Below are 26688 nucleotides of genomic sequence, written 5' to 3'. Positions count from 1 at the left end.
CCAATGTATTACTCACAAAACGAAGCTACGCCGGTATTGCAAACGGTGAATCAGGCGCGAATGGCAGAGCCTAGCGTCAGTATTCGTGACTATGTCGATTTGTTGATAGAAGGCCGTAAAACCATTTTCATTGCGCTGTGTTCAGTGTTGCTGATTACCACCGTATATCTGGTGTTGGCGCCGCGCACTTACAAGGCTGACGCCTTGCTGCGAATCGACAAAAACAAGGCCTTGCTGTCCGCGACGCTGCGCAGCGAAAACAACCAAGCGCCGGCGGAAGCTGAAAGTCCGCGCGCACAACGGGAAGTTGAGATTTTGCGCTCGCGTTCGGTGTTGGGCAAAGTCGTGGATAACCTGAATTTGACCATAGAAACCGAGCCTTATTTTTTTCCATTTATTGGTGAAACCTTGGCGCGCCGGCATGATGCCCATGACGGCATTGCGGAAGCCTGGTGGGGCTTCAGTCGCTGGGCCTGGGGTGGCGAAAAACTAAAAATCGCCGCATTCAGCGTCCCTGATCGCTATTTGGAAAAAGAATTTACCCTGATCGCGCTTGAAGACGGTCGTTTCCAATTACTCGATCCTCGCGGCGACGAATTGTTGGCGGGTCAGGTTGGCGAAGTATTGAGTGCCGAGATCGGCGAGAAAACTCCGGTGACGATTAAAGTCGAAACCCTGGAAGCGCATCCGGGTACGCATTTCGAATTGACCCGCCGTACCGTGCTGTCAGCAATCGAAACGCTGCAAAAAGCCTTTGCGGTAAAAGAAGTCTCCAAGGATACCGACATCCTCAGCGTGGAATTGAAGGGTCGCGACCCTGAGCAGTTGGCTAAATCGGTGAACGACATTGCGGCGATTTATGTGAATGCCACGGTGAACTGGGAGTCGGCGGAAGCTTCGCAAAAACTGGGTTTTCTGGAAAGCCAGTTGCCCATCGTCAAGGAACGCCTGGAAAAAGCCGAGCAAGGTTTGAGTGCGTATCGCCAGCAACACGGTGCGGTGGATATTTCCGCTGAAGCAGAGATTCTGTTGAAACAGGCGTCGGATATGGAAACCCTGAGCATTCAACTCAAACAAAAATACGACGAACAAAGCCAACGTTTGGAATCCGAGCATCCGGACATGATCTCCACCAACGCTCAGATCAAACGCGTGAATAACAAGTTGGCGGCTTTGGAAAAGCGCATTAAAGATCTACCGAAAACCCAACAAAACATGGTGAGTTTGTCGCGCGACGTGCAGGTCAATACCGAGTTGTACACCTCCTTGCTGAACAGCGCGCAGGAACAACGCATCGCTGCCGCCGGTTCCCTGGGTAATTCGCGTATCGTCGATTTCGCGGTCACGCCGGAAAAACCGTATTGGCCCAAACCTAGTTTGTTGTTGGCGATTGCCGGTTTGTTGGGGTTGAGCTTGGGCTCGGCGTTGATTTTTCTGAGACACTCTTTGCAACGCCACGACAACTATCCGGCCTTGCTGGAATATCAAGTGGGTTTGCCGCTGTTCGCCGCGATTCCGCATAGTAAAAAACAGCATAAATTGGGACGCTTGCTGGGCAAGGATAAAGACAACGGCATTCTGGTTAGCCAAGATCCGCTGGATATTTCCATCGAATCGCTGCGCGGTTTGCGCACCACGCTGGAAGCCACTTTGGCGCAGCATGAAAGCAAGGTGATCATGGTCAGCAGTCCGGCTCCGGGCATGGGTAAGTCTTTTGTCAGTGCCAACTTGGCGGCCTTGTTGGCCAGCATAAAAAAACGGGTGTTGGTGATCGACGCAGATATGCGCAATGGCCGTTTACACGATACTTTTTCGATAGGCAAACAACCGGGCTTGTCCGATTTCTTGGCCGGCAGAGCTACGCTGGGCGAAGTGATCGTCAGCTTGCCGGATGTCGGTATCGATTTGATCCCGCGCGGCAATATGGTGCTAAACCCCGCCGAATTACTGGTGCTGGGCGAGCTGTCGGAAACCCTGGAACAACTGAAAAGTTTTTATAACCACATCGTTATCGATTCCCCGCCGATTCTGGGCGCCACCGATGCAGCGATTTTAGGCAAGCATGCCGACGCCACTTTCCTGGTGGTGAAAGAGGGCCGCTACACCGCGCAGGAACTGGAAGTCAGCGCCCGCCGTTTCCAACAGGTTGGTATCAAACCCAACGGCTTCATCATCAATGATATGAAGGAAGGCTCGTCTTACTACCCGTATTACGGTTACGCCTACCAACGCGCCGATCAGGAACCGAAGGACGAGTCCAGCTGGAGCGATAAATATCACGCGGTGGGCGACTGGTTGGGTAAGCAGTTGGATAGGGAATTGCTGCCGGTTCCCGCTGAAACCGATGAGCGGGTTTAACGAGCAACGATGAGAATCCGTCTGGAAAAAGACCTGCCCATACTGCTGATTGCGTTGGTCGGCGCATCAACGGTCGCCTCGCTGCCGCAGGTCGAATCGGCTTGGGCAGGTATCAAGGAAGTCTACGGCGAACAGGAAATGGGTTTGCGGATTCTGCGCGAGGCCTTGTTGGCGGTGCTGATCGTTTACGCCTGGCTGGAACCGCGTTTGCGCAACGGGATTTTTAGCAGCTCGGTGTTGGCGTTTCTGGGGGTGATTTGTACCTATGTCTTGTTTGAAGTGGGTTATGCCTTATATCTGGATTTGCCGCTGGTCGTGCCGATGACCGGCCTGCGGGTGTTCGAATATCTGCCGGTGGCTTTGATCGGTTTCGTCACCAGCCGTTTGGGGGCTGGCGATTATGTGCTTTACAAGTTCGCCAGCTACCTGCGCTATTACCTGGTGTTGCAGACCGTATTAGCCATCGCCCAGGCATTGTGGGCACCGCCGTTGTTTGGGGTATCGATGTTGGGCGGCGGCCGGCCGTTCGGCACCTTCGTTAGTCCAAACTTGTTCGGCGCGACGATGGCGACTTGCGCGTTGGTATTTGCCTTGGTGCCGGGTATGCGGCGCTGGTTGGCGTTAAGTGTATTTTTAGCCTTGCTCAGCGGTTCGCGTACGGCGTTTATCAGTTCCTTGCTGGTGGTGTTTTTTCAGGTTTATGCTGCGTTAAGGCCGCGTGATCGCTGGGCCTTAGTCATGCCGGCGCCGATTTTGGCGGTGGGAGCCTTGATTTTGGCGTCCAGCCCCTTGTTGAGCGGCCGCGACGATGCCGATCCCACTCAAGACGGCCGGATAGACTTGTGGCAGCGCGTGTTTGCCGATCATGTGCACGGGCCGATGGATGTGTTGTTTGGCTGGGGCTTGGGCTTGAGTTCCAATACTGTCAATCTGCTGTTCGGTGCCGAGTATTTTCCCGGCCAGTTCGATTCCGACAGCCTGTATTTGTTCTTGTTGAACGGTTACGGCGTGATCGGCTTACTGGCCTATCTGACGTTTTTATGGATCACGACACGGATGTCTGTCCACCCTAATAAAGGTCTGGTGACCATGTTTATCTTCGCCGCCGGCCTGACGTTTAATATGTGGGAGTACTTTCCGCAGAATGCCCTGTTGATGTTGTTGTGGGGCATGGTGTTAGGCTGCGCCGCGAAAAAACATGCGGTTAATTCCGACTTGGCACAAGCACCGGTATCCGCGCAAACCAATTACTCTCAGCCTTGGCGATAACCCTTGCATATGTTTAGTGCCTTAAAAAATTCCAAATTATGCGGTGATGCGTTTTGGGCTTTGTTCGGCCAGGCGGCGTCGGCGCTGGCCTTGTTACTGGGTACGCGCTTACTGACTGAACTGGTTAGCCCGGCGGTTTATGGTCAAGTGGCCTTGTTGAACGGTTTTGTCGCGCTGGGTGTGGCGGTGTTTTCTTACCCGTTTATCTGCGCCGGCATGCGTATCGTGCCGGAATGCCAAGATCCGGCCGAGCGCCGAAATCTGCATACGACGGTAGCCGGCTTGACGCTTCAAGCCACGGGCTTGGCGATAGCTTTGCTAATGCTTGGCGGTTTTGCCTACGGCTATTTTACTGATGCCAGCACCGTGCTGTTTTTGTTGGCCGGAGTGTTGTTAGCGATTACGGTACAGCGCGAGTTGGGCATTCAATTGGCGATAGGTGAGCGCAAGCAGCGCCTAGCCAGTCTTTGGCAAACCAGCGACAGCGTGTTAAGGCCCGCATTGGCGATAGCGCTGGTCTGGTGGCTGGGCGGCAATCCGGAATGGGTGTTGCTGGGCTATATCCTGGCCAGCTTGCTATCCAACCTGGTTTGGGTGGTTGTGAAGCACCGCAAGGCCGTGCGGATGCCCCCTACCACCAGCCGATCTTTCCGCCGCGAAGTTTGGGTTTATGCCTTGCCTTTAATTCCAATGGAGTTGATTTTCTGGATCAACGGTTTGGGTGATCGTTATGTGATCGGCTATCTGCTGACCGCTGCCGATGTGGGTTTGTACGCCGCGACCTATATGATCGTCAACGAGGCCTTCAACCGTAGTGCGATGGTGCTGCTCCGCACCTTTCAGCCCGCCTATTTTCAGGCCTTCTCCGCACAGCAATTGCAAAAAGCCTTTTCGATTTTATGGCTCTGGATAGCCAGCGTCGCGGGCCTGGGCGTGGTCGGCTTGTTGCTGTTGCTGCTGTGCAAGGACTGGGTGGCTTCCCTGGTGTTGGCCAAGTCCTATCATGCGGCAGTCGATTTAATGCCGGCCATGGCGCTGGGTTGTGCCTTGCATGCCTTGGGCACGGCGGTCGCGCAACCGCTGCTGGCGCATAAGCGTACCAAAACCTTGCTGAAAGGCCGATTGTGCGGTGCGGTGACGGCAGCGATTACGATTCCCTTGCTGGTTAGCCAATACGGGTTGCCTGGCGCGGCCTGGGCCAATCCGGTTTATTTTGGTATCGAAGCCTTGGTGTTGGCGATATTGGCAAAACCCTGGCAAGCGGCCACCAGCCCCATGCCTGGAACTATTCAAACATTGAGACAAGAGCCGCTCGCGGCTGATGCTTAAGCGTGACAACGGTGGAGACGATGACATACGCAACAATGACAACAGAAACATACGGCGAAGTGCTACATGCATGCGTGGCTTGCGGCGCCGAGAAAATCGGTTTTTGGCGGCAAAAAGATTACCTGTATACCGATAGCGCCAGCAGCAAAGCATTTCAGATTTATCGCTGCGCGTGCTGCGGCACCGGATTTTTGAATCAACCGCCGCATCGCCAATGGTTGCAAGCCATCTATCAATATTCCGGTCAGGCGCTGACGCAGGCGATTACGTTGGACGAAGTGTTGGACAGGGAAGCGGCATTTCCTAACTGCACCGTCGATGCCAAGCGCATGGCGCTGCACGCCGACCAGTTGAACAAGTCCGGCAACCACCGTGCTTTGGATATTGGTTCCGGGTTTGGCTTTTATACCCGAGCCCTACGCTTGTTGGGTTACAGCACCGTCAGCATCAATCCCGGTCAGTATGAAAACCGGGTGTTTCAGGATTTAAACGGCGACCAGCCTTTGCCGATCATGTTCGAGCAGTATCGGCCTGAGCAGACGTTTGGCGTCGTGGTGATGTCGCAAGTGTTGGAGCATCTGCTTGAGCCGGACCGCACTATCGCCAGAGTGGCCGATCTACTGGAAAGCGGCGGCGTGCTGGCGTGCGCCGTACCTAACTATGCGTCGTTTTTGGTCAAACTGTTGGGTACCAAGGAGAACGCCTGCCTGTGGGTGCCGGAACACGTGAATTATTTTACCGAGCAAGGTCTGCAAAGCTTGCTGGAACGCAACGGCTTGCAGGTAGTTAAAACCGAGCAAGTCACCCGGATTCAGTACAACGCACTATCCAAGCGCTTGGGCCTGACAGGCGGCTTGGCAAAATTGGCCGACACATTGGTGAAGTATGCGCAGATACCGTTTGCAGCGTTAATGGATGGCTTGGGTTTGGGCATTTACCTGAACGTCTATGCGGTGAAGAAATAAGCCATGTTGACCGTCGTTATTCTGACCCAAAACGAGGAAGCCAACCTGCCGCGCTGTTTGGCGAGCGTACCACAGCGTTACCCCATCGCGATTGTCGATTCCGGCAGTACCGATAACACGCTGGCGATTGCCCAAGAACGGGGCTGCGCGATTCATCGCAATCCATGGCCCGGTTTTGCCGAACAACGCAATTTCGCGATTCGGCAGTGCGGCATAGACACGCCGTGGATTTTGTTCGTCGATGCCGACGAAATCTATCCGCAAGCCTTTTACGACTGGTTTGAGGCCAAGCTGTCCGCGACAAATGGCATCGATGTATTGATGGTGCCGTCGGTGTTGTATCTGCGCGGCAAACGTCTGAATCATGCGCCCGGCTATCCGATCTATCACCCCAGGCTGGTGCGCCGCGAGACTACCCGCTTTGTGCGCAATCACACCGGGCATGGCGAAGCGGTGCTGGATACTTGCCGCATCGGCTATTCCGAGATTCCTTACGAGCATTATTTTTATCACGGCGAAATTATCGAGTGGATGCACAAACACGTCGGCAAGGCCGCGCAAGAAGTGCAGTTGCAACCGACGGCCGGCGCGGTGATGACCACGCGCGGTCGCTTAAGCGTATTGCTGGGACGCTCCTGGCTGCGGGTGCTGGCGCGGTTTGGTTATCACTATTTATTGCGCGGCGGTTTTTTGGACGGTGCGGCTGGCTTGGAGTTTGCGTTGATGTTTACTTGGTACGAAGCCACGATTTATTTGCAAGCAAAAGCCGGTAGTAGGGCGAGGAGTGCGCTATGAAAGTTTCGTTGGTATTGGCAACCTTGGGCAGGGACTGCGAAGTATTGGATTTTTTGAAATCCCTGCTGTTTCAAACCTATAAAAACTTCGAATTGATCGTAATCGATCAAAATCGTGACGGCAAGATCGACGCCATCCTTGACGCCTACAAAGCGCTGATGGACATCAAACACATAAAGGTGGATTTCACCGGCAACGCGCGGGCCAGGGATTACGGCATCGGTCTGGCGCAGGGCCGTATCGTCGCCTTTCCCGACGACGATTGCGCCTATGACAAGGATGTGTTGGAAAAAGTGGTGGCGGAATTTAAGCGCCGCAAAGACCTCGCCATTCTGGTGGCGGGTTCCTACGATTTTTCCGCCACCAGTTTCAGTATCGGCGTGAATAGCCACAAAGCCGGCTATTTCAACCGTTTCCGGATGATGGGGGTGGAGTTTACCCAGTTTTTCGATCTGCAACGGGTCGACCGGCGGCAGTTTCATCTGGATCACGATTTTGGCATCGGTTCCAAATACTCGGGCGCGGAAGGCTTTGAATTGCTGTACCGCTTGTTGCGCGCTGGCGGCAACGCGTTCTACACGCCGGAGATCAAGATTTTTCATGCCAACAAGGATCATTACAAGTTAGGCACTGCCAGGATGTTGATGTATTCCACCGGCATCGGCGCTTATATTCGTAAGTTTACCAATCAGCATGATCTATTCATTTGGTATTACATCGTGCGCAAGATGTTTGTCGCGCCGGTGTTAAAAATGGCCTTGGCGCTAATCACCTTCAATCCGCGAAAACTGGCGTATTCGTTTTACAACCTGGTCGGTATCTGGCGCGGATTTTTGGCGTACCGCAAATCAGAAAAATGTATTTAAAGACGGTTTCAGGAGAAATGAAATGGATGTAGGTATTGTCACAACCCATGTGCCGCCGGCTAAAGGCTATGGCGGCGTATCGGTCACCTGTGGGGTTCTGACCAAAGCTTGGGCGGAACGCGGCCACAACATGGCGCTGGTCGCTACCGACGAGTCGATAGACGGTCGCTTGCGTGAGGAGGATGTAAAGCTGGGCAGGCAAGTCGATGCCAGACTTTACCGGTGTTACGCTTTTCGGCGTTGGGGTTTCGGGTTGGGAGCCATTCCTAAGATTTTCAAGCTCTGCTGGCAGGCACCACGGATCTATATCCACGGTATTGCCACCTGGCCTTCGACCTTGGCGGCCGTTTTTTGCGTATTGCTGCGCCGGCCGTTTATGGTGGCAGTACACGGCGGGTTGATGCCGGAACATGTCGCGCTGATTCGGCGGCAGAAGCCGCACAAATGGTTGTTTTACAAATGGTTGACGTTTCCGACCTTGCGCCGAGCTCTTGCGGTGCATTGCACCAGCGATACCGAAGCGATGGGCGTAAACGATGTTTTGGGGAAGGATGCCAGGGTTTTATTGGTGCCGAACGGCATTGACAGTCGGGACTTCCAAGTCGCGGACTATCCGCAAGGTGAGGGCACGCAGCTGTGTTTTCTGGGTCATGTACAGCAAGAAAAGGGCATTAACGCGTTTATCCGGGCCTGGTTAAAAACGCGCCGGCCAAATGACCGTTTGGTTGTGGCCGGCCGCAGTGTCGATGGCGCTTATTTCGAAGAGTTCCAGGCCTTGCTGGCGCAGGCGCAAGGTGCTATCAGCTACAAAGGCTATTTGCCGGTTGCTGACGTAAAGCAATTGTTGGCCGACAGTCATTTTCTGGTGTTGCCGTCTGGTTTAGAGGAAACCGGCGGCATGCGCGAGAACTTTGGCAATGTGGTCGCCGAAGCGATGGCAGCCGGCCGGCCGGTGCTGGTCGCGAAAGGCTTGGCTTGGGATCATTTGGCAAGCTATGGCGCGGGTTTGGTGTTTGAGCGCAACGAGACTTCGGTCTGTGCTGTGTTGCGGCAAACGAAAGTGGTCAATCAAGCGACCTGGCAAGAAATGTCGCTGCGTAGCCGTGAATATGTCGAACAGCAGTTGGACCCGGTTAAACTAGGTGATAAAGTCTGGAAAGTGTTGACAAAAATCGATCAAGCTAAATTGCCGCAGTCCTTGATAGAGGGTTCTTCTTATGAATAAAGTGGGCTTGATTGTACCGACCCTGAATGCCGGCGAACTTTGGGAATCGTGGTTGCAAGCCTTTGCCGTACAAACGCTGAAGCCGGATTATTTACTGCTGATAGATTCCTCATCGACTGACCATACGGTGGCTTTGGCGATTGAAGCGGGCTTTGACGTGCAGGTAATACCCAAGTCCGAGTTTAACCATGGCGGTACCCGTCAATTTGGCGTGAATCGGCTGGCGGATGCGGACATTCTGGTATTTCTGACTCAGGATGCGCTGTTGGCTGAACCCGATGCCATCGAAAAGTTAGTGGCAGCGTTCGCTGATGAAAGTGTCGGCGCAGCTTATGGCCGGCAATTGCCGCATCGCAACGCCGGGCCAATCGGCGCGCATGCCCGTTTATTCAATTATCCGCCGCAAAGCCAATTGCGCAGCCTGCAAGAAAAAGCGCAATTCGGTATCAAGACGGTGTTTATTTCCAACTCTTATGCCGCTTACCGCCGCAGTGCGCTAATGGGAGTTGGCGGGTTTCCGCTGAACACCATCATGAACGAAGATACTTTTGTGGTCGGCAAGATGTTGCTAAACGGCTGGAAAGTGGCATATTGCGGGGATGCCGCCGTGTTTCATTCGCACGATTACGGGTTTTCCGACGAATTTAAGCGCTATTTCGACATCGGCGTGTTTCATGCGCATACCGCTTGGTTGCAGCAAACCTTTGGCGGTGCTTCGGGCGAAGGCCGGCGTTTTGTCGTGTCAGAGCTGAAATATCTGCTGAAAAATGCGCCTTGGCTGCTACCGTCGGCATGTTTGCGCACCGGTTTGAAATGGCTGGGCTATAAAATGGGTGGGACAATGCACGCTAGAATGCCGCAGAGTTTGAACAGATGCTTTAGTTTGCATAAAGCGTATTGGGTAGGCGCTATTTCTGAAAATAGCGGTAACGGCAGATCGTAACGCGATAATTTCCGGACATCAATTAAGCCAGTATTTCCGCGGAATAACGTCGCAACTGGTTCTAAAATTAATCTAATCTTCATCTTATCCTAATGTAAATTACAGTTTTTCTTCATCTTGACTCTGTAGATTCCTAACCAACATTGTGTTTTTCCGGTCGGAACCGGTTTTTTCTGTTAATTGTATGTAGGCGTCTCGCCAGTATGATTCAGCAAAGATTTGGCAAAAACACACTGTTGGGTGTACATAAAGGCCAATAGGGTCTTTCACTGATAGAGCGGGGATAACAGAACCATTGTTATCAATTCTTTGAGTTTGAAGAGTAGTGCCCGGATGTTTAGGGAATTTGATTAATTACGTTATGGAGTTTCATCTTGATTTCTGAAAAGCATTCATTTGATAGTTGTTTTGAGGTTTTTTTAGCTGACACGCCTGAAAGCAGACGCATTCATTACAACCTCAGATACCAAGTCTATTGCGACGAAATGGGTTATGAGGATAAAGAAAATTTTCCGGAACAAATGGAATTCGACGAGTGGGATCGCCATTCCGTGCATTTTATGGTTCGACACAGATACACCGGGCAATGGCTGGGTGCATTACGATTGGTTTATCAGAACCAAGCCGTTTTCCCTTTCGAAGCCAAATGTGTTCCCGACCAACCGATAAGCGCTCAGCAATATCAGCAATCCATAGAAATATCCCGCCTCTGCGTATTGCGAGAAGCCAGACGCTTCGCGCCAAGGGCTTTCCCGCAACAAGATACGGATGCGGAACAAACCGCCAAGGACAGCGGTAACATCAGATATCTGCACACCATCAAAAATCAGACTCGCAGCATTATGTGGGGCTTGTACCGCGCTGCGGTCGTCTACTCGGCGCAGAACGATATTAAACAGTGGTACATATTGGTGACGCCATCCTTGGCTTACGCGGTTAAGAAAGAGGGTTTCGAAATGCAACAAGTAGGCGGCGCTTGCGATCATCGCGGTCAGCGTATTCCTTACGCCTTGGATGTCGAGCATATTCTTGCCAATCCTTTGTGGCAAAAAGACTATCAAATGGATTATCGCAAATATTCAGAACTGCTTGAGCAATCTGTGGCTAAGCGGCAAAGAGCCTAGGATATTGACGCGAGATCTTTTTTAGTCATCGGATACCCAGCGGGTTGGTTACAGCGTATTTTTTAAAGCATTCAACAAGCCCGCGCTTGGCGACCCATTGAAAATGGGCAGAGCAAATGCCGTGAAGGTTAGTGTGCTAAAAGCCTCCTTCATTGGGTAACACCCGGCCAGGTGTGTCGGCTGTGTTTAGACCCTTCATAGATATGTTCACCGTGATTTCCCTTCTTTAAAGTAATTGCGTAGCTGCTCGTCGCTAAGCCTTTGCGCTCCAATCTCCACTAGCGACATACCGAGTAAGCTGAAGCTGTTTACACCTATTGCGTAGGCGGCGCGAGCCGAAAAGACCCCTCGTACTTTCCATAATCGGAAGACTGAATTTTATGGCGAATCGAACCTCGGTAAGCGGGGCGGCCTTTTTCGATGATCACTTGCACGGTGCCCCCTTGAGGGCCGATCAGCCCGGCATGGATAGCGGCCAGGCAAATATAGGAATTGTTGGTGTAGGTATCAGTGCCGTTCAATATTTGATAGGCCGAGTCACACTCCGCTGGGCAGGCTACTAAATGAGTCGAGCCCGGCTCGCCCTCGATCTGTGCGGCGGAAAAACTGCAACCCGCTTCGATTATTTCGGCATTTGCCGGCAGATTGAGCGTCGCTGGTGCTTGGTTGGCAGGGGTGTTAACGGGTAGGCTGTGGGGTGCTTGCGGCACCACGGCAATTTGTTCTGCTGGTTTACTGAGAGCTGGCGGGCTATTCGGCGTGGTTGATGGTTGAGCGGAATTTTGCGCGAAATGCATGGCTAAACCGACAACGACGAACGCCAACCCCAATATCCCTGAAAATACTCGCCCTTTCGGGCCCGGCTCTATCTTGCCGCTGATATTACCTACCACCGCGACCAGCAGAAATATCAGGCCCGCAATCACAAATACCGTGGCTAAAGGGGCGCTAAACAGCGCTTTGACGATTTCGTCCATCGATGTCTCCCAAACTGAAAAACTAAGGGCCACAGGTTAAGCCGTTCCGGGAATCTACACAAGATAAAGCCCGGACATAAACAACCAATCTTGGGTTTGCCGAGGCTGCTGTCAATCGCTGCAGACACTGTGCAGCAGTTTTTTTAGTCGGCATTTTTCTGTCGTATTCCAGCAGCTTACGGTAAAGTTGCAGAGTCAAACTGATATACTGGTTTCCGCCTGCTTCAGGATCGCTATCTGCTGTTCCTGGTCGGAAGCCTACGTCATTATTATAAAAACTATATTAGCCAGGATTATTTATGGAAGCTTATTTGCCCATGATTCAAAGCATACTGTCGGATTGGTATCGATTTACACTGGAAAACCAGGAATATGCCAGTGCTTTAGCGCTTGCCGTGTGGTTGTTGACGGCGATGTTTTACAGTATCAGGATTTATTTTTTAAAGAAAACCAATGCCATCCATTTAAAAGCACGCATGGCCTTGCAAGCCGATCTCGATGCGGCGCAACAGCAGCAGCAAGCCTTGCAAGAGCAATTAACTGTCAACATCGAGCAGTTGCAGGACGCCCAAACTGCTGCTGAGGACAAAGCGCAACGGGCAGCGAGTCTGGAAGAGATGCTAGTACAGGCTAATCGGCAAGTGATCGACAGCATCAAAACCTTGGCGAGTGGTTTTGAATTGACCGAGCCGGCGTTACCGGCCGCCAACGATCTGCAATCGACCGATCTATGGCCCCGATATTTCGCGCTTACCACGCAAATTGCCGAACGCTTTAAAGCCGAACAGCAAGGCAAAACCGAGCTGCAACTTGCCCTGTGGGCGGAAACCTCCAAACTGGCTGAGAAAGATGCACTATTGGGGCCTTTACAGTTACGTTTGGAGTCGCAAACCGAACAGCTGAATAAACTGGAATTGGCGGTGGAAGAGCAAAAAATTCTGCGCGAGCGCGAACAAGCCAGCGCCGAAAAACTGCTAGCGGAGACTTTGGCAAAACATCAGACCGAACTGGCGCGTTACGCCGACTCGGCCAAACATTCGGCGGTGCCCGCAGTGGCTCACTCGCAGCCGGTATCGCAACCGGAGCCAAAAGTTGTTATCAACGAAGCTCCCGCCGTTATCCAGCCGTCCCCGGCTGTGGTTGCTGAACCTGCTGTGGTTCAGGCGCCTGTCGAGCCGCCAAAGCCGGTCGAACGGGAAGTTGCGCCGGTTGTCGATAAGCCCAAACCAGTGGTGGCCGAGCCGGCACCGGCAAAGCAGTCGTCTGTCGATAAATTGGCCGAGAAAAGCGGCGGTTTCGGCAAGTTCAAGCAAATGTTGAACAACACCATGCAGCAAATGGCCAAGTTGGATCAAAAGCTGGGCACACAGACCGAAGTCGCTGCCGAGACTATCCAGGAAGAGCTGGAAGAAATCGCCGCACCTATAATGGAAGCGGCTGTTGAGCTTAAAGAAAATGTGGTGGAAATCGCGGAAACTGCCGCCGAAGCGGTTAAAGAACCGGCAGCCGGCGTTGGCGGTAAGCTGAAAAATTTGTTCGGTAAAAAACCGGCAGAGCCTGCTGCTAAGCCTGAACCGGTAGCGGCGGAACCCGAGCCGATTGCCGAAACAGTCGCCGCCGCAGTCGAATCCGCCAAGCCTGCCGGGCTAAAAGGGTTGCTGAAAAAGTGGAAATGATAGTTTCCGCTGTTTAAAGACCCGCCGGGTAAGCGTTGTTTGCCCGGCTGCTTAATCTGCCTGCGTATTCCAATTCATCCGCCACCGCTCCTGTTTCTAAGCGGCAGGCACTCCAATCGAAACCCGGCATGGGCGGGGACCGGCCAAAAGCAGGGGTGTGGTGAATTTACGAACCGCACCAATCGCGAACGATGCGGTGCACGTTGTTTACCGCATCCGACGAGCTAATCTCGGATGTTTTGTTCATTCACCTGCTCCAACTCCTGAAAAACGTATCTGAGGTCACGAAATGCTGCTATCGCTTTGTCGACTGCAACTGTAGGAATGCCGCCTTTTCTTCCGTGACTAAGATCATTGCGCATGCTGTCGTTGCGAATGATCGCAAGTAATTTGCAAAGGCGCCGCACATCAGAATTCTTAGCGATTTTTAACTCCTGCAGAAACTTCAGGCGTTGAAACGGCGATGGTGGATTGGCCGAGCGCGGCAGGTCAACTAAATTCGGCGACTCCTTGAATAGCTTGCAGGTGGCGCAGATCGATTCCCCCAACAAAAAGCGTTCAAGTTCATTGGACAACTCGGTTTTCTCACACAATGAATACAGGAAACAGTCAATCATTGCTTCTGTTGCAGAGTTCAACAGATAGTACGCTCCGGCCACGTTATCAGTATCTCGCTGGATCAGCGCTTGGGCATACAGACTTTCATACAACGCCATCTCTTCGAGCGACAGTCGCTCGGACAAAAGTTTACATTGCACAGCAGTAACCTGCTGCCGCGACAGGGTATCTACCAGAGCGAAGCCTCCGAACGTCAACCCAATCGATAGATGAAATTCGGTACCATCACCGTCATACTGCGTCGTCACGATGTTGCCAATGTCGCGCTGAGAAGCCATGACAATCCGTAGTGATTCATTCGCTAACTTCGCTTCCAGAACAACGCGATTCACGACCGAGAGAGCAAGACGGCAATTTCGTGGTTCTTGATGCTCACTATCGATGTCGGGACCATTCCAATAGTTGTCAGTGCAAGTGAACCCTCTTATGGTGACTTCCACTCGTGAAAAATATCGATCATCCACCCTAGAGGACACGTCATCAGCCATGAAGCCCTCGATGGCAATCGTCGTTTTGCCGACCGTATGCGCCATTTCGTACCTACCATCAGGGACGGGTAGAGCAAACGGAAGTTTGAAGCCGACAATAAAGTAAGCGTCTTTCCCCGTTAAGATGAGGCGTGCCATTTCCAAAAGCTTTGCGTTGTGTTCTTCCAGCAGCAATGGGTTAGGCGCGAGAACGGAAAATTTCACGAGTAGTGCTGCTGCCTCTCTTACTTCATTGATAGAGCGTATGTCCACGTAATACTGAAAAATCGTCGCGCATAAGTTATGTTGCATCAAGACTGCATGATTGTGATATCCAATAGGAGGTTCAACATCACCCCTCGGCGCGACGATCGCCATATACTTTGGGAAAATGCGCTTAAATTCATTGAATAGATTAGCTTGAGACGCGCTGAATAGCGCATAGGCAATATTAATAAAAACTTCGGCAAAATGGCTGGAAGTCTTGTACTTAGATGGCACTACGATCTTAAGCCCCACCCTCACCGCGCTCATGTAATCCTGTGCTTCCCAGAAGGCACGAGCTCTAGGTATTGAATTATTTGCCATCTGACTTTCTCGTCTGCGCTCTTCAATTTCGTTTGGAAGTATACATAAAACCGGTTGAGCACATTGCTAGCACGACCGCTGGATACCGGAAGTATCGCGTACTAGCTCCGCCCATGGGCACTAACTTACGCTTGCAAGCATCGGCTGATAAAGTCTGCAGTCTCGTCGATAACCGGCCATACGATGCCCGATGGTTGAAGTGTCCGCTTGGGGTCGATTTCGCAATTCGCCGGTTCCCAATGACCTTGCTCGCCTCTGGTGCCACCCTATCGAAATGGGTGGCGGTTTTCAATCGGAATAGCCAATCCTTCTAAACTTCCGGTACGAAAAAGAACGGGCTGCCTTCGTGGCCGGCGTGCTGCAAGGGGGCATATTGCGGCATTTGTTCGAAACCGCCGCGTGCCGCCGACGCTCTTACTTGATTGGCCACATCCCGGAAGATGTCGTAATCCTCGATGATGCGTTTGTTGCCGCGCAATACTTTCAAAAACGCATTGGCGAACACCGAATGGTCGCCGCCGCCTTGGTCCATTACCGGTTTCACCCCGCCGGAAGTCAGCACGGTGCGGGCTTTTCGGCTGTTCATGGCTTTTAACCAGCGTTCGCGCTTGGCATCGTCCATGCCTTCCGGCAATTTTGCTACCGCAGAACCAGTCAACGCGCCGGAATAGCAGGAATCGGCCACTACCATAATATGTTTGGCCGGCATGATGCTCAAAAACTCGGTGATGCTTTGGCTGGAAATCCAGTTGGCGCTATTGCCGGTTTCTGAATCGACTGGTAGCCAATAGGCCGTCTGGCTTTTCTTGTCTATTTCGCCGTGGCCGGCGTAATAGACCAGTAAATTATCCTGTTCGGTGAGTTTTTGATTCAGTTCGTTAAACGCGGACATGATCGCGTGGCGATTGGCATTGATCAGTAGCTTGGTTTTAAAGCCGTAGCGTTCGCGTAACAACAGTTCCAGACTTTTGGCGTCGGCGATGGGTGTTTTCAAGGATGGATAAGCGCCGTATTCGTTATTGCCGATGATGATTGCGTAGAATTTGCCGAACTGAATATCGCCGGAGCGTTTCAATTCGCTGCCGTTGCTGCTCGGAAATATTGCCTCTGCTGCGTTACCGGAAGCCAGCAGGCGCAGGCTCAAGTCACTGCTCTGGTTGCGTTTGTCGGTAGCGACGATGCGCACCAAGGTTTCTTCGCCTTTTAAGCTAACGTCGGTTTCAAAACGGCCATTGGCGTCGACTTTCACTGCCTTGTCGTTCAACAGCAAGCGGCTCAGGCCGGTGGCTGCGTCGATTTTGCCGACAATACGTTTGCTGCTTTCGCCCAAGCCAAACTGGATGCTGGGTATACCCCGGGTGACGGTGACCGCGGGTTCCAGCAATTCGATGTTGGGGCCGTTGCCGCTGGCCACCAGATTTGAGCTTTGTTGTTGCAGTTTTTCTTTCAGTGCGGCAATTTCCTTGGCTTGCTGTTGCAAGGCCTGCTTGCGCAAATCTATTTGATTTCTATCCAGCTTGTCCGATGATGTTAGCCAGCCGGTCAGTTCCGCGGATTGTTTTTGATAGGTTTCGATTTTCTCGCTGAGCTTGTTTTCAATATCGTTAGTTTTGCTTTCAACGGCTTTAGCACTGGGGCTTTGCTGGCGCGCCGCTTCCAACTCGCGTTTCATGCGCTGTCTTTCCTGGCTGAGAGATTGCGTCAAACTGCCCAATTTGGCTTGTTGGTCTTTTAACTGGCTTTCTTTTTCGCGCAATTGTTTTTCCAGCGATTCAATATCGCTGGAGCCGCTAGGCGTAACGGATTTTTGTTGTTGCAGTTTGTTACGCAAGGCTTCCAACTCGCCTTGAGCCTTACGCAGATTTTCCTGTTGATCCAGGGTTTGCTGACGGGTGCTTTGCAGTTGCTCGCGCAGCTGCTCCGCTTCGCGGCGGGATTCGGCTACTTCGCTGCGCAAGGTGGCCAATTCTTCGCTGTTGGCAATGGCTTGGGCATTCACGGCTGGTGCAAACTGGATGCCGGCGTCCTCAAGGCCTGCGGATTTGCGATACCAACGCAGTGCGGCTTCCTTATCTTCGGTAACGCCCAGGCCTTTTTCGTAAAGATGACCCAAGTTCAACTGCGCTTGAGAGTTACCTTGATTGGCGGCTTTTTCGTACCACTGCGCGGCGGCTTTATAGTCGGCTTGCGTGCCCAGACCTTTTTCGAAAATCTCGCCGACATACAGTTGGGCGGCGGCGTCGCCTTCCTGGGCTTTGGGTAGCCAGATATTTAAGGCGCTGGCGTAGTTGGCGCGATCATACGCAACATATTCGCCGCCGCGTACTTCGCAATCGGCGGCGGTAGTACGAATCGGGCGGCGGGCACTGAGATAGGTCATCTGCGAGCCGAGTTTGCGTACCTGTCCGGGCAGCAAGCAATCGACTACAAACAGTTTGCTGGTGTCGGCCACGATATAGCCTTCGGTAGCCTTGGCCATTTCGTCCTGGCTGACATCGCGGGCGCATGCGGACATTAAAATGCCGCCGATTGCCAATGCGAGCGTACGGTTCAATACTCTTTGTGTAGCCATGGTGTGCCGCCTTAGAATGAATGGTTTTATCCGGCAACCATAGCAGAAATCCGCTAGCCCGCAAATGACTAGGGCAGGTGCTCCAGGTGTTTTAACATTTGCGGCCAAATGGTTTGCCAGCCATGGCCGTGATCGGCATCGACGATTTCGACCTTGCTGTTGGGGCGTTGCCGTAGGGCTTGTTGGAACAATTCCGGTGGAATGTTGTTATCGCGCTGGCCTAGCAGATGCCATTCCGCGATGCCGGTTTTGACGGCGCGCTTAGCCGGGTTTAGCGAGTCGCTCAAGCGCTGGTAGCCGTGATGATCGGCCCAAATATCAATGTCGTAATTCGCTGCCAGTGTCACCACCGCGACGGTTTGCGGCAATCGCTCGGCTATCAGTAGCGCCAGTGTGCCGCCGCCGCTATGGCCGATCAATACCACTTCGCGGTAACCGTTTAGTGTGCAGAATTCTGTTAGTGCTTGGGTCATAGAAGCTATCACGCGTTCGCCGTAGCGGGCGCCGGTCCACAAGTTTTGCGAGCAGCCGGGATCGTCGGCGTGGCCGTTGTAGCATGGCCGTCCCAGGTACAAAGCCGGCTCGGGGTCGGAAGCCATTAATGTCAGAACGGTGGAGGTGCGGGTAGTCGGGTCTGCGGCCGGAAACAGTCCACGTTCCCAAGGGCGGCCGTCACCTTCGAGGTAAACATGCAGGCGTTTGCCGGCTGAGAGCGGCAAATGGCTAAAAGAGCTTAGTTTGAATCCGGCGGCTTCAATTTCTAGGGGCTGAAAGCCGAATGTCATGGCTTGATCATGCAGGCGCATCGCCGGTGTACTGCAAGCTGCCAGGAAAAGCAGCAGACTCAGTTTAATCAGCAAATGTAGCCGCTCGACAGGCATGAAGTAAATGCTATTCGGAAGAGTTCACGCTGCTTGCGAGGCTTGCAGCGTGGGGCCGACTGGCAATCGACCCAGTGTATTCGTTTGCCCGGCGGGTTTAAAACGACAGCCGCAAACCGCTGGAAAAGGCGTGGTTTGAAACGTTTTCCCGATCAATGATGGTGTTGTAGGCCACGAAAGCGGACATGCCATCGGCAAATTGACCGGCCACGTTAAACCCAAGTTGCATGAAATCGCGGTCCGGATTGTCGGAGCGGATGTTGAAGCCGGCATTGTTTTGCACGAACCGTACCACGCTGACTTGGGCGTTATAGCTGGATTCATGTACCCATTCGGCATTAACTTGCGGCACGATTACGCCCCAGGGCAAGCTCCAGGCATAGGAAGCCCTGGCGCCGGCTTTCGTCAGCATGGATTCTATGTTTTGTTTGCCATAGCTGGTGCCGAAACTGGCACCGCCGGATTCGCGGTAGCCGTCCACTTCGGTTTTGGCGTAGTCGAAACCGATATACGGCCCGACCACCACCTGGTCTATGTGATAGTTATAACCCGCGCCCAAGCTGGAGGCATACTGCATGCCCGAGGTGCTGCCTTTCGCCGCGGTGTTGAAAAAACTCATGGCCCGCTCGGATTCGTAATCGATGCCGCCAACGCTGGCTAAAGCGTCGATATAAAAATCCTGAATATTGACAGTGCTGTATAGCGAGCCGGTATAAGCCGCCGTGTAAAGCTGACCGGCGCGGTTACTGAAATCGGCTTTGTTGTGAGCGTTGTTAAATGCCAGACCCACAAAAAAATTGTCGGTGACCGCATAATCCGCACCGACCGTTACCCCTTGGTTGTCGAAACTGTAACCCTGTTCGTTGGCGGAGCGGTTCCGGCTACCGAAACTGCCGTCGATATTGCCGTAGATGCCGAGACGTTGGAATATTTCCGGCAGTTCATCTCCGCTGGCGCCACCGATTTTGGTGCCGCCCAGATTGATGCCGCCAGCATTGCCGGCTCGCAAGGTCGCGATGCGGTCCATAACACTGCTGAAATTGGCGCGCGAGGTGGCAACCGTGGTGGCTGCAATCGTATTAATCTCTTCCGGAGTGATTTGATCGATAACGTCGGCTTTGGCGGCCGCGCTCAGGCCGGCGATTCTGGCGCAGTCGCTAATGACAGCGGAGCTGGTGGGGGAGGCGCACAAGCTGTTGATTGCCAGCGAGGTCGCGCTGGCGTTAGAGGTGGATTCGATAATTTGCGATTGCGAAATGACTGCCCCGCCGCTGCCCGCGTAGCTAATCAACCTTGCACTGCCCGAGCCGGTGCCGGTACCGGGAATGATCAGCCCTGAGTCGCCGACTATCAACAACAGGTTGCCGGTGTTGCTGTTTATATTGGATCCGGCGATAGCATCGGTTGACGAAAATGGGAAGTTTGCTACTGCCACCGTGTAACTTCCGGGGCTTAAGGGGTAGTCGTTAATCAGCGAGTTATAATCCGGAGAGGCGCCTGCCGCACCGCAGTCTATTTGGCTACAGCCGTCGTCGTCCGCAGTAAGCACGGAGAGGCTGGTAAAATTGCCGGTGCCGTTCAGCAGGTAAATATAGGGGTCCGTTGTAGGGCCGCTGGTGGCAATATCGACCAAAGTAGTTTGCGTTAGCGAAAAGGGCAGATAACCGACTGAACCCGCGCCTGAGCCGGTAAGATTGAATGTCCCGCTCGCGAATTCCAAACCCATGGCGAGTGGCGAAGCCAGCAGCAATGCGGCTAATGAGCTTGCTGTTAGGGATTGGCGTTTGCTCAATCGTGCAAAGGCGGTTTTAGAACAGAGGGGTTCAAAAAAAAACAGTGATTTCATGAGCATTTATCCGAAATAGTTTCTGCGACTTATTATAGATGCATGTCAATGTTTTCAATAGTAATTAAATTTTGCCTGGAGAGTCGGCATCGGCCAATTAGGCTTGTTCATACTCTATTGTGGTACGTAAATTTCTTATGACCGTCATTCCTACGAATTAGCAAATGTAGTAGCGGAGTGAATTGCCGGGCTTGGGCGGGCGATTTTGGCGTTGGAGGTTTTTAACCCGTAAAGGGCAATTGCAGCGACACGAACAAGCTCTTCGGCTAAAATCCTTACACTTTCCCTGACTGTTGTTTGCCATGTCCAGATTCGAGCTCGCATTGAAAGCCTTTCAGCAGGCTCAAATAGCCTATGAAGATTTGTTGGCCGTGGCGGCCGCTTTGAGCTTGGAACCCGAACAGGTTTTAGATGCAGCCCGCCAATTCTTGGAAAACGAATTTCGAAGCGGAAAAATTGGCGCGGATGTTTACCGCGGGTTGCAATCTGCTATGCAAGACGAAACGCGGATTGCCGGCGATCAAACCAAAATTGCGCCCTCGCGGGTATCCGTTCAAGACGATGAGACCAGTGTAGTTTCCGCGCCGGCTAAAACGGCGACGATACTGCCTGTTTCACCCGCTACGCAAACACCTACGCTGACGACCGAATCCTTATTGCAAGGCTTGGACCCCTCGCAGCCGCGCGCCGAGCTGACAGTAGGCAGTACCTTGAAAAGCCGTTTTGTACTCGAAGAGCTGCTCGGGGTGGGCGGTATGGGGATGGTGTTTAAAGCCACCGATTTGCGCAAAGTGGAGGCGTCGGATAAAGAGCCGTTCGTGGCTTTAAAGGTGCTGAACCAGGATTTTCAATTCAATCCGATGGCGCTGGTGGCCTTGCAGCGCGAGACCAAGCGCGCGCAAACTCTGTCTCACCCCAACATCATCAAAGTCTACGACTTTGATCGGGACGGCACTCACGTGTTTATGTCGATGGAGTACTTGCAGGGCAAGCCGCTCAGTCATTTGATCCGCGAGCATGTCGATAGCGGATTACCCTTCAAAAAAGCCTGGCCTATCATCAGTGCGATGGCAGAAGCATTGGCGCACGCGCATAAAAAAAATATCGTTCACTCCGACTTTAAACCGGGCAATGTATTTATCGGCGACGACGGCGAAATCAGAGTACTGGATTTCGGGATCGCCTGCGCCATCGGTCGTAGTGAAAAAGACGGTCACGACGCGACGATATTTAATGCCCGTTCGTTGGGCGCCATGACCCCGGCCTATGCCAGTCTGGAACAACTGCAAAATAGCGATCCGGACCCGCGCGACGATATTTATGCCTTGGCGTGTATTACCTACGAATTGCTAAGCGGCAAGCATCCGTTCGGCCGTTTGTCGGCGGAAAAAGCCATGGAAGTCAATTTGCAGCCCAAGCCCATCACTCAGCTAAAGCGGCGGCAATGGAAAGGATTACAAAAGGCTTTGGCCTTTAGGCAGGAGGATCGCAGCGCCAATATTGATGAGTTTTTAACGGCCATCGGTCCGCATACCTCGGTATATTACGGCTTATGGTCGACAGCATTGTTTATTGCCTGTTTAATTGGCTTGAATGTCTATTGGACCTTAAACGAAAAAAATACCAATACCGAGGTTGTGAAGGTTGCTGTGGAATTAAGCCCGGAGCAAAATCAGAAAATCAAAGATTTGCTGGAGTTGGCGGATATTCATTTCGATGTCGGCTATCTCACTGCGCCGACCGGTAGCAACGCGTTCTGGGCCTACCAGGAGGTTTTGAAAATCGATCCATATAATAAAGCGGCTGTGGACGGTATCAATAAAATCGCCGATACGCTGGAACAACAGGCGTGGGAGTTTTACGAAAAGAACGACCGCTCGGAGGCCTTGAAAAAAGTGCAGGAAGGCTTGGAAGTTAATCCTGTGCACAAGGGCTTGCAGAGTTTGCGAGATAAGCTCAGATTCAATTAGCAAAGCGATTAACCTCAGATATTTCGCGGTTTGTGAGCTGATTTTCGATCATGCCTCATCCGCTGCCATGCTAGAATTCGGCGCATTATGACTTCCTATGCGCCGATTACCAGTGGCTTCTCAATTATTCCCTGTATCCGATGATGCAACGCCCGCGCGACTGCGGGAAATTCCTTATAACTACACCTCGTTTTCTGATCGCGAAATCGTGATTCGCCTGCTTGGCGAAGACATGTGGTGGGTGCTTGATTCGTTGCGCGAGGAGCGGATCACCGGGCGTTCCGCGCGGATGCTTTACGAAGTGTTGGGCGACATTTGGGCGGTTCAACGTAATCCTTATCTCGAAGACGATTTGCTCGACAACGGTAAAAGGCGGCGCGCCTTGCTGCAAGCCTTGCGGCATCGTTTGGGGCAGATGGAAGGCCGGCAAACCGAGTTGGAAAGCCAGCACGCCGAGCGGGCTGAGCGCGTAGCGCAATTGATCGCCGCCGCGCATCAGGCGGTGAATGAATTCGAAGCCCATTTCGAACGCACCGCACAACTGCGCCGGAGTGTGCGGACCTTACTTTCGCAATACACCCGCAAGGACAATATCAGTTTCGACGGCTTCGCTCGCGTCAGTCACGTTACCGATGCTACTGACTGGCGAGTCGAGTATCCGTTTGTGGTGCTGTACCCGACCTCCGAAGACGAAGTCGGACATTTGGTGCGCGGCTGCATCGAACTTGGCCTGACTATCATCCCACGTGGCGGCGGCACGGGTTACACCGGCGGTGCAGTGCCTCTCAATGCATATTCCGCGGTGATCAATACCGAAAAGCTGTTGGCAATGGGGGCGGTGGAGCGGCATACACTATTGCCGGGCGTGGAGTGCTCGTATGCGACGATTCATACTGGAGCCGGTGTGGTGACCAGACGGGTGATGGAAACCGCCGAACAGGCCGGCTTGGTGTTCGCCTGCGATCCAACGTCCGCTGATGCCTCCTGCATCGGCGGCAATATCGCGATGAACGCCGGTGGGAAAAAAGCGGTGCTGTGGGGGACTGCGCTGGACAACCTGGCCTCCTGGCGGATGGTGACGCCGGACGGTAATTGGCTGGAAGTCGAGCGCCTGAATCACAATCTGGGCAAGATCCACGAGCAAGACAAAGCCGGTTTTCTGCTGAAACGCTTCGATGCCGGCGGCAAGCAATTGCTGGGTGAAGAAACCCTGGAAATTTCCGGCAGTTTTTTCCGCAAGACCGGTCTGGGTAAAGATGTCACCGACAAGTTTCTCGGCGGTCTGCCAGGGATTCAAAAAGAGGGTTGCGACGGCATCATCACCTCCGCGCGCTGGATTCTGCACGAAATGCCGCCGGTTAGCCGCACGTTTTGCCTGGAGTTTTTCGGGCAGGTGCGGGAAGCGGTGCCGTCGATCGTCGAGATTCGCGACTATCTGGCCGACTTACCGAAAGAGGGTACCAATCGGGTAATGCTGGCCGGTCTGGAACATCTGGACGAACGCTATGTGAAAGCGGTTGGCTATGCCACCAAAGCCAAACGCCACGGTCGGCCGAAGATGGTGCTGATCGGCGACATCGTCGGCGACGACGAAAATCAGGTGGCCATGGCGGCGTCGGAAGTAGTGCGCCTATGTAATGGGCGGGGTGCCGAGGGCTTTATCGCGGTCAATCCGGAAACCCGTAAAAAATTCTGGCTGGATCGGGGCCGAACGGCGGCGATTGCCAGACATACCAACGCCTTTAAAATCAACGAAGACGTGGTAATCCCCTTGCCGCGCATGGGCGATTATTGCGACGGCATCGAGCGTATCAATATCGAATTGTCGTTAAACAATAAATTGCGCTTGTGCCGGGCCTTAACCGAATTGCTGAGCGGCGATCTGCCGTTGCGGGCCTATGAGGAAGGCGTGAATAAGTCCGAACTGCTGGACGAGCGTCGAGCCTTGGCTTTGGATGCGGTGGGCACGGTAAAAACGCGTTGGCAATGGGTATACGACAGTCTGGATTTGCCGTTGGCCGAAGCCGAAAAAGCCTTCGAGTCACAAGGTATCCAGGTCGGCGAATTGAGCAATCGCGCCGCCGAGCCGATTCTGTTTCATCGCTTGCAGGATTATTCGTTGCGGGTGTCGTGGAAGCAGGAATTACTACCACGCTTGCGGGAAATTTTCGAAGGCGATAATTTCCGGCCCATCGTCGAGCGCATCGAGGCTTTGCATAAAGAGGTCCTGCGCGGCCGCGTGTTCGTGGCTCTGCACATGCATGCCGGCGACGGCAACGTGCATACGAATCTGCCGGTCAACTCCGATCATTACGAAATGCTGCAAGAAGCCAATGCCGCCGTGGCGCGGATCATGGCCTTGGCGCGTTCGCTGGGCGGGGCGATTTCCGGCGAGCACGGTATCGGTATCACCAAATACGAGTTTTTGACTGAAGAAGAATTGGCGGATTTTCACGCTTATAAAAACCGCATCGACCCGGAAGGCCGTTTCAATCGTGGCAAATTAATGCCGGGCGCCGACTTGCGTTCGGCTTATACCACCTCATTTAGTTTGATGGGCTTTGAATCGCTGATCATGCAGCAGAGCGACATCGGCGCGATCTCCGATTCGGTGAAGGATTGTCTGCGCTGCGGCAAATGCAAACCGGTTTGTTCGACGCATGTGCCGCCGGCCAATTTGTTGTATTCGCCGCGTAACAAAATTTTGGCGACTTCCTTATTGATCGAAGCGTTTTTGTACGAAGAACAAACCCGGCGCGGCATTTCAATTACCCATTGGAAAGAGTTCGAAGACGTCGCCGATCATTGCACGGTTTGCCACAAATGCTTCAATCCTTGCCCGGTGGATATTGATTTCGGCGATGTGTCGATGAATATGCGTAATCTGCTGCGCAAGATGGGTAAGCAAAGTTTCAATCCGGCCAAAACGATGGCCATCGCATTTTTGACCGCATCCAGCCCGAACACGGTCAAGGCCATGCGCACGGCGATGATCGATTGGACTTACAAAGTCCAGCGCATCGGCAATACGCTGTTAAAACCTTGGAGCAAAGTCCAGATCGCCCAGCCGCCGGCCACGGTCGGCAAGCCGCCGGTGCGCGAGCAGGTGATTCATTTCATGAATCGCAAAATGCCCGGAGACTTGCCGACGAAAACGGCGCGGGCGTTGCTGGACATCGAAGATGGACAAATCGTGCCCATCATTCGCGATCACACGAAAACCGGCACCGATTCCGAGGCGGTGTTTTATTTCCCCGGCTGCGGGTCCGAGCGCTTGTTCTCGCAAGTCGGATTGGCGACGCAGGCGATGCTGTACGAGATTGGCGTGCAAACCGTTTTGCCGCCCGGTTATTTGTGCTGTGGCTATCCGCAACGCGCCGGCGGTCAGTTCGATAAGGCGCAGAAAATCACTACCGATAATCGCGTATTGTTTCATCGCGTGGCGAATACGCTGAATTATCTGGATATCAAAACGGTAGTAGTCAGCTGCGGTACTTGCCAGGATCAATTGCAGGATTACGAATTCGAGAAAATTTTTCCCGGTTGCCGCTTGATCGATATTCACGAATATCTGCTGGAAAAAGGCGTCAGGCTGGAAGGGGTGAATGGTGCACGTTATCTATATCACGATCCGTGTCATAGCCCGTTCAAGCAGCAAGACCCCATGAAAGTGGTCAATCAGTTGATTGGCGCGCCGGTTGCCAAATCCGAGCGCTGTTGCGGCGAGTCGGGTACCTTGGCGGTGGCGCGGCCGGATATTTCCACGCAGATTCGGTTTCGTAAGGCGGAAGAATTGCAGAAAGATACCGCCAAATTGCGGGCTGATGGCTACGACGGTGCGGTGAAGATGTTGACCTCCTGTCCGTCGTGCATGCAAGGTTTGCAGCGGTTCGAAGACGAAGTTGATCAGATGGAAGTCGATTACATCGTCGTGGAAATCGCCAAGCATGTGTTGGGTAATAACTGGATGACCGGGTATTTGGATCGGGTCAGTAAAGGCGGTATTGAGCGGGTTTTGGTATGAGGTAGTGCTGTCGAGGGCGGCCGGCTGATTTTTCAGTCGGCTCTGCTTTCTCATTTGTCGATGATGAGGAATGTCCTTATCTTCGGACAATAAAAAAGCCGCGATAAATCGCGGCTTTTTAAATTTGGAGCGGGAAACGAGACTCGAACTCGCGACCCCGACCTTGGCAAGGTCGTGCTCTACCAACTGAGCTAT

The 26688-nt window shown here is 53.0% G+C and carries 17 protein-coding genes; 12 read left to right on the top strand and 5 right to left on the bottom strand.

Annotation, left to right across the window (positions count from 1 at the left end; all coding sequences use genetic code 11):
- Positions 1-3: 3 nt before the first annotated feature.
- The 9 genes from A1332_RS07700 to A1332_RS07660 all read left to right on the top strand — a co-directional run bounded on the left by A1332_RS07700 (position 4) and on the right by A1332_RS07660 (position 10874).
- The gene (locus A1332_RS07700) at positions 4-2358 is read left to right on the top strand and encodes a polysaccharide biosynthesis tyrosine autokinase (RefSeq protein WP_064007931.1); all 2355 of its coding nucleotides are present in this window, start codon (positions 4-6) and stop codon (positions 2356-2358) included.
- Between the two features lie 9 nt (positions 2359-2367).
- The gene (locus A1332_RS07695) at positions 2368-3627 is read left to right on the top strand and encodes an O-antigen ligase family protein (RefSeq protein ID WP_064007930.1); all 1260 of its coding nucleotides are present in this window, start codon (positions 2368-2370) and stop codon (positions 3625-3627) included.
- Between the two features lie 9 nt (positions 3628-3636).
- Positions 3637-4956, top strand: a complete 1320-nt coding sequence (locus A1332_RS07690) for a lipopolysaccharide biosynthesis protein (RefSeq protein ID WP_064007929.1) — start codon at positions 3637-3639, stop codon at positions 4954-4956.
- 35 nt (positions 4957-4991) lie between these two features.
- Positions 4992-5921 (top strand): class I SAM-dependent methyltransferase, encoded by a 930-nt coding sequence (locus A1332_RS07685; protein WP_082879591.1) that lies wholly within the window; start codon positions 4992-4994, stop codon positions 5919-5921.
- Positions 5922-5924: 3 nt separating this feature from the next.
- On the top strand, positions 5925-6716 hold the full coding sequence (locus A1332_RS07680) for a glycosyltransferase family 2 protein (protein WP_064007927.1): 792 nt from the start codon (positions 5925-5927) through the stop codon (positions 6714-6716).
- The gene (locus A1332_RS07675) at positions 6713-7582 is read left to right on the top strand and encodes a glycosyltransferase family 2 protein (RefSeq protein WP_064007926.1); all 870 of its coding nucleotides are present in this window, start codon (positions 6713-6715) and stop codon (positions 7580-7582) included. Before A1332_RS07680 ends, A1332_RS07675 begins: the two co-directional genes overlap by 4 nt.
- 22 nt (positions 7583-7604) lie before the next feature.
- On the top strand, positions 7605-8807 hold the full coding sequence (locus A1332_RS07670) for a glycosyltransferase family 4 protein (RefSeq protein ID WP_064007925.1): 1203 nt from the start codon (positions 7605-7607) through the stop codon (positions 8805-8807).
- Positions 8800-9750: a glycosyltransferase family 2 protein gene (locus A1332_RS07665; protein ID WP_064007924.1), complete on the top strand. Its 951-nt coding sequence runs from the start codon at positions 8800-8802 to the stop codon at positions 9748-9750. The genes A1332_RS07670 and A1332_RS07665 overlap by 8 nt, the downstream gene beginning before the upstream one ends.
- A 374-nt stretch (positions 9751-10124) precedes the next feature.
- Positions 10125-10874 carry a PEP-CTERM/exosortase system-associated acyltransferase gene (locus A1332_RS07660; RefSeq protein WP_064007923.1) on the top strand — a complete coding sequence of 250 codons (750 nt, stop codon included), beginning with the start codon at positions 10125-10127 and terminating at the stop codon, positions 10872-10874.
- A 314-nt stretch (positions 10875-11188) separates the two neighbouring features.
- On the opposite strand, the gene A1332_RS07655 is transcribed toward A1332_RS07660, so the two are convergent.
- The gene (locus A1332_RS07655) at positions 11189-11851 is read right to left on the bottom strand and encodes an LCCL domain-containing protein (protein WP_064007922.1); all 663 of its coding nucleotides are present in this window, start codon (positions 11849-11851) and stop codon (positions 11189-11191) included.
- 299 nt (positions 11852-12150) lie between these two features.
- On the opposite strand from A1332_RS07655, the gene A1332_RS07650 reads away from it, so the two are divergent.
- Entirely contained in the window at positions 12151-13527 is a 1377-nt protein-coding gene (locus A1332_RS07650; RefSeq protein WP_064007921.1) for a hypothetical protein, read from the top strand.
- Between the two features lie 224 nt (positions 13528-13751).
- On the opposite strand, the gene A1332_RS07645 is transcribed toward A1332_RS07650, so the two are convergent.
- The 4 genes from A1332_RS07645 to A1332_RS07630 form a co-directional block, all read right to left on the bottom strand.
- Positions 13752-15200, bottom strand: coding sequence for a hypothetical protein (locus tag A1332_RS07645; protein WP_064007920.1), 1449 nt, complete (start codon positions 15198-15200; stop codon positions 13752-13754).
- Positions 15201-15510: 310 nt separating this feature from the next.
- Positions 15511-17772 (bottom strand): caspase family protein, encoded by a 2262-nt coding sequence (locus A1332_RS07640; RefSeq protein WP_064007919.1) that lies wholly within the window; start codon positions 17770-17772, stop codon positions 15511-15513.
- Between the two features lie 68 nt (positions 17773-17840).
- Positions 17841-18653 carry an alpha/beta fold hydrolase gene (locus tag A1332_RS07635; protein ID WP_064007918.1) on the bottom strand — a complete coding sequence of 271 codons (813 nt, stop codon included), beginning with the start codon at positions 18651-18653 and terminating at the stop codon, positions 17841-17843.
- A gap of 97 nt (positions 18654-18750) precedes the next feature.
- Positions 18751-20499, bottom strand: a complete 1749-nt coding sequence (locus tag A1332_RS07630) for a DVUA0089 family protein (protein WP_064007917.1) — start codon at positions 20497-20499, stop codon at positions 18751-18753.
- Positions 20500-20801: 302 nt separating this feature from the next.
- Between A1332_RS07630 and A1332_RS07625 the strand changes: the two genes are divergently transcribed.
- A complete protein-coding gene (locus A1332_RS07625) occupies positions 20802-22469 on the top strand; it encodes a serine/threonine-protein kinase (protein ID WP_064007916.1) in 1668 nt (555 codons plus the stop codon).
- Positions 22470-22566: 97 nt separating this feature from the next.
- Positions 22567-26493: a DUF3683 domain-containing protein gene (locus A1332_RS07620; RefSeq protein WP_064007915.1), complete on the top strand. Its 3927-nt coding sequence runs from the start codon at positions 22567-22569 to the stop codon at positions 26491-26493.
- The last annotated feature ends 195 nt before the right edge of the window (positions 26494-26688 follow it).

The organism is Methylomonas methanica, assembly GCF_001644035.1.
GTDB lineage: Bacteria > Pseudomonadota > Gammaproteobacteria > Methylococcales > Methylomonadaceae > Methylomonas > Methylomonas methanica_A.
Note: the sequence above shows the minus strand (reverse complement) of the source record. Positions and strands in the feature narration are given on the sequence as shown.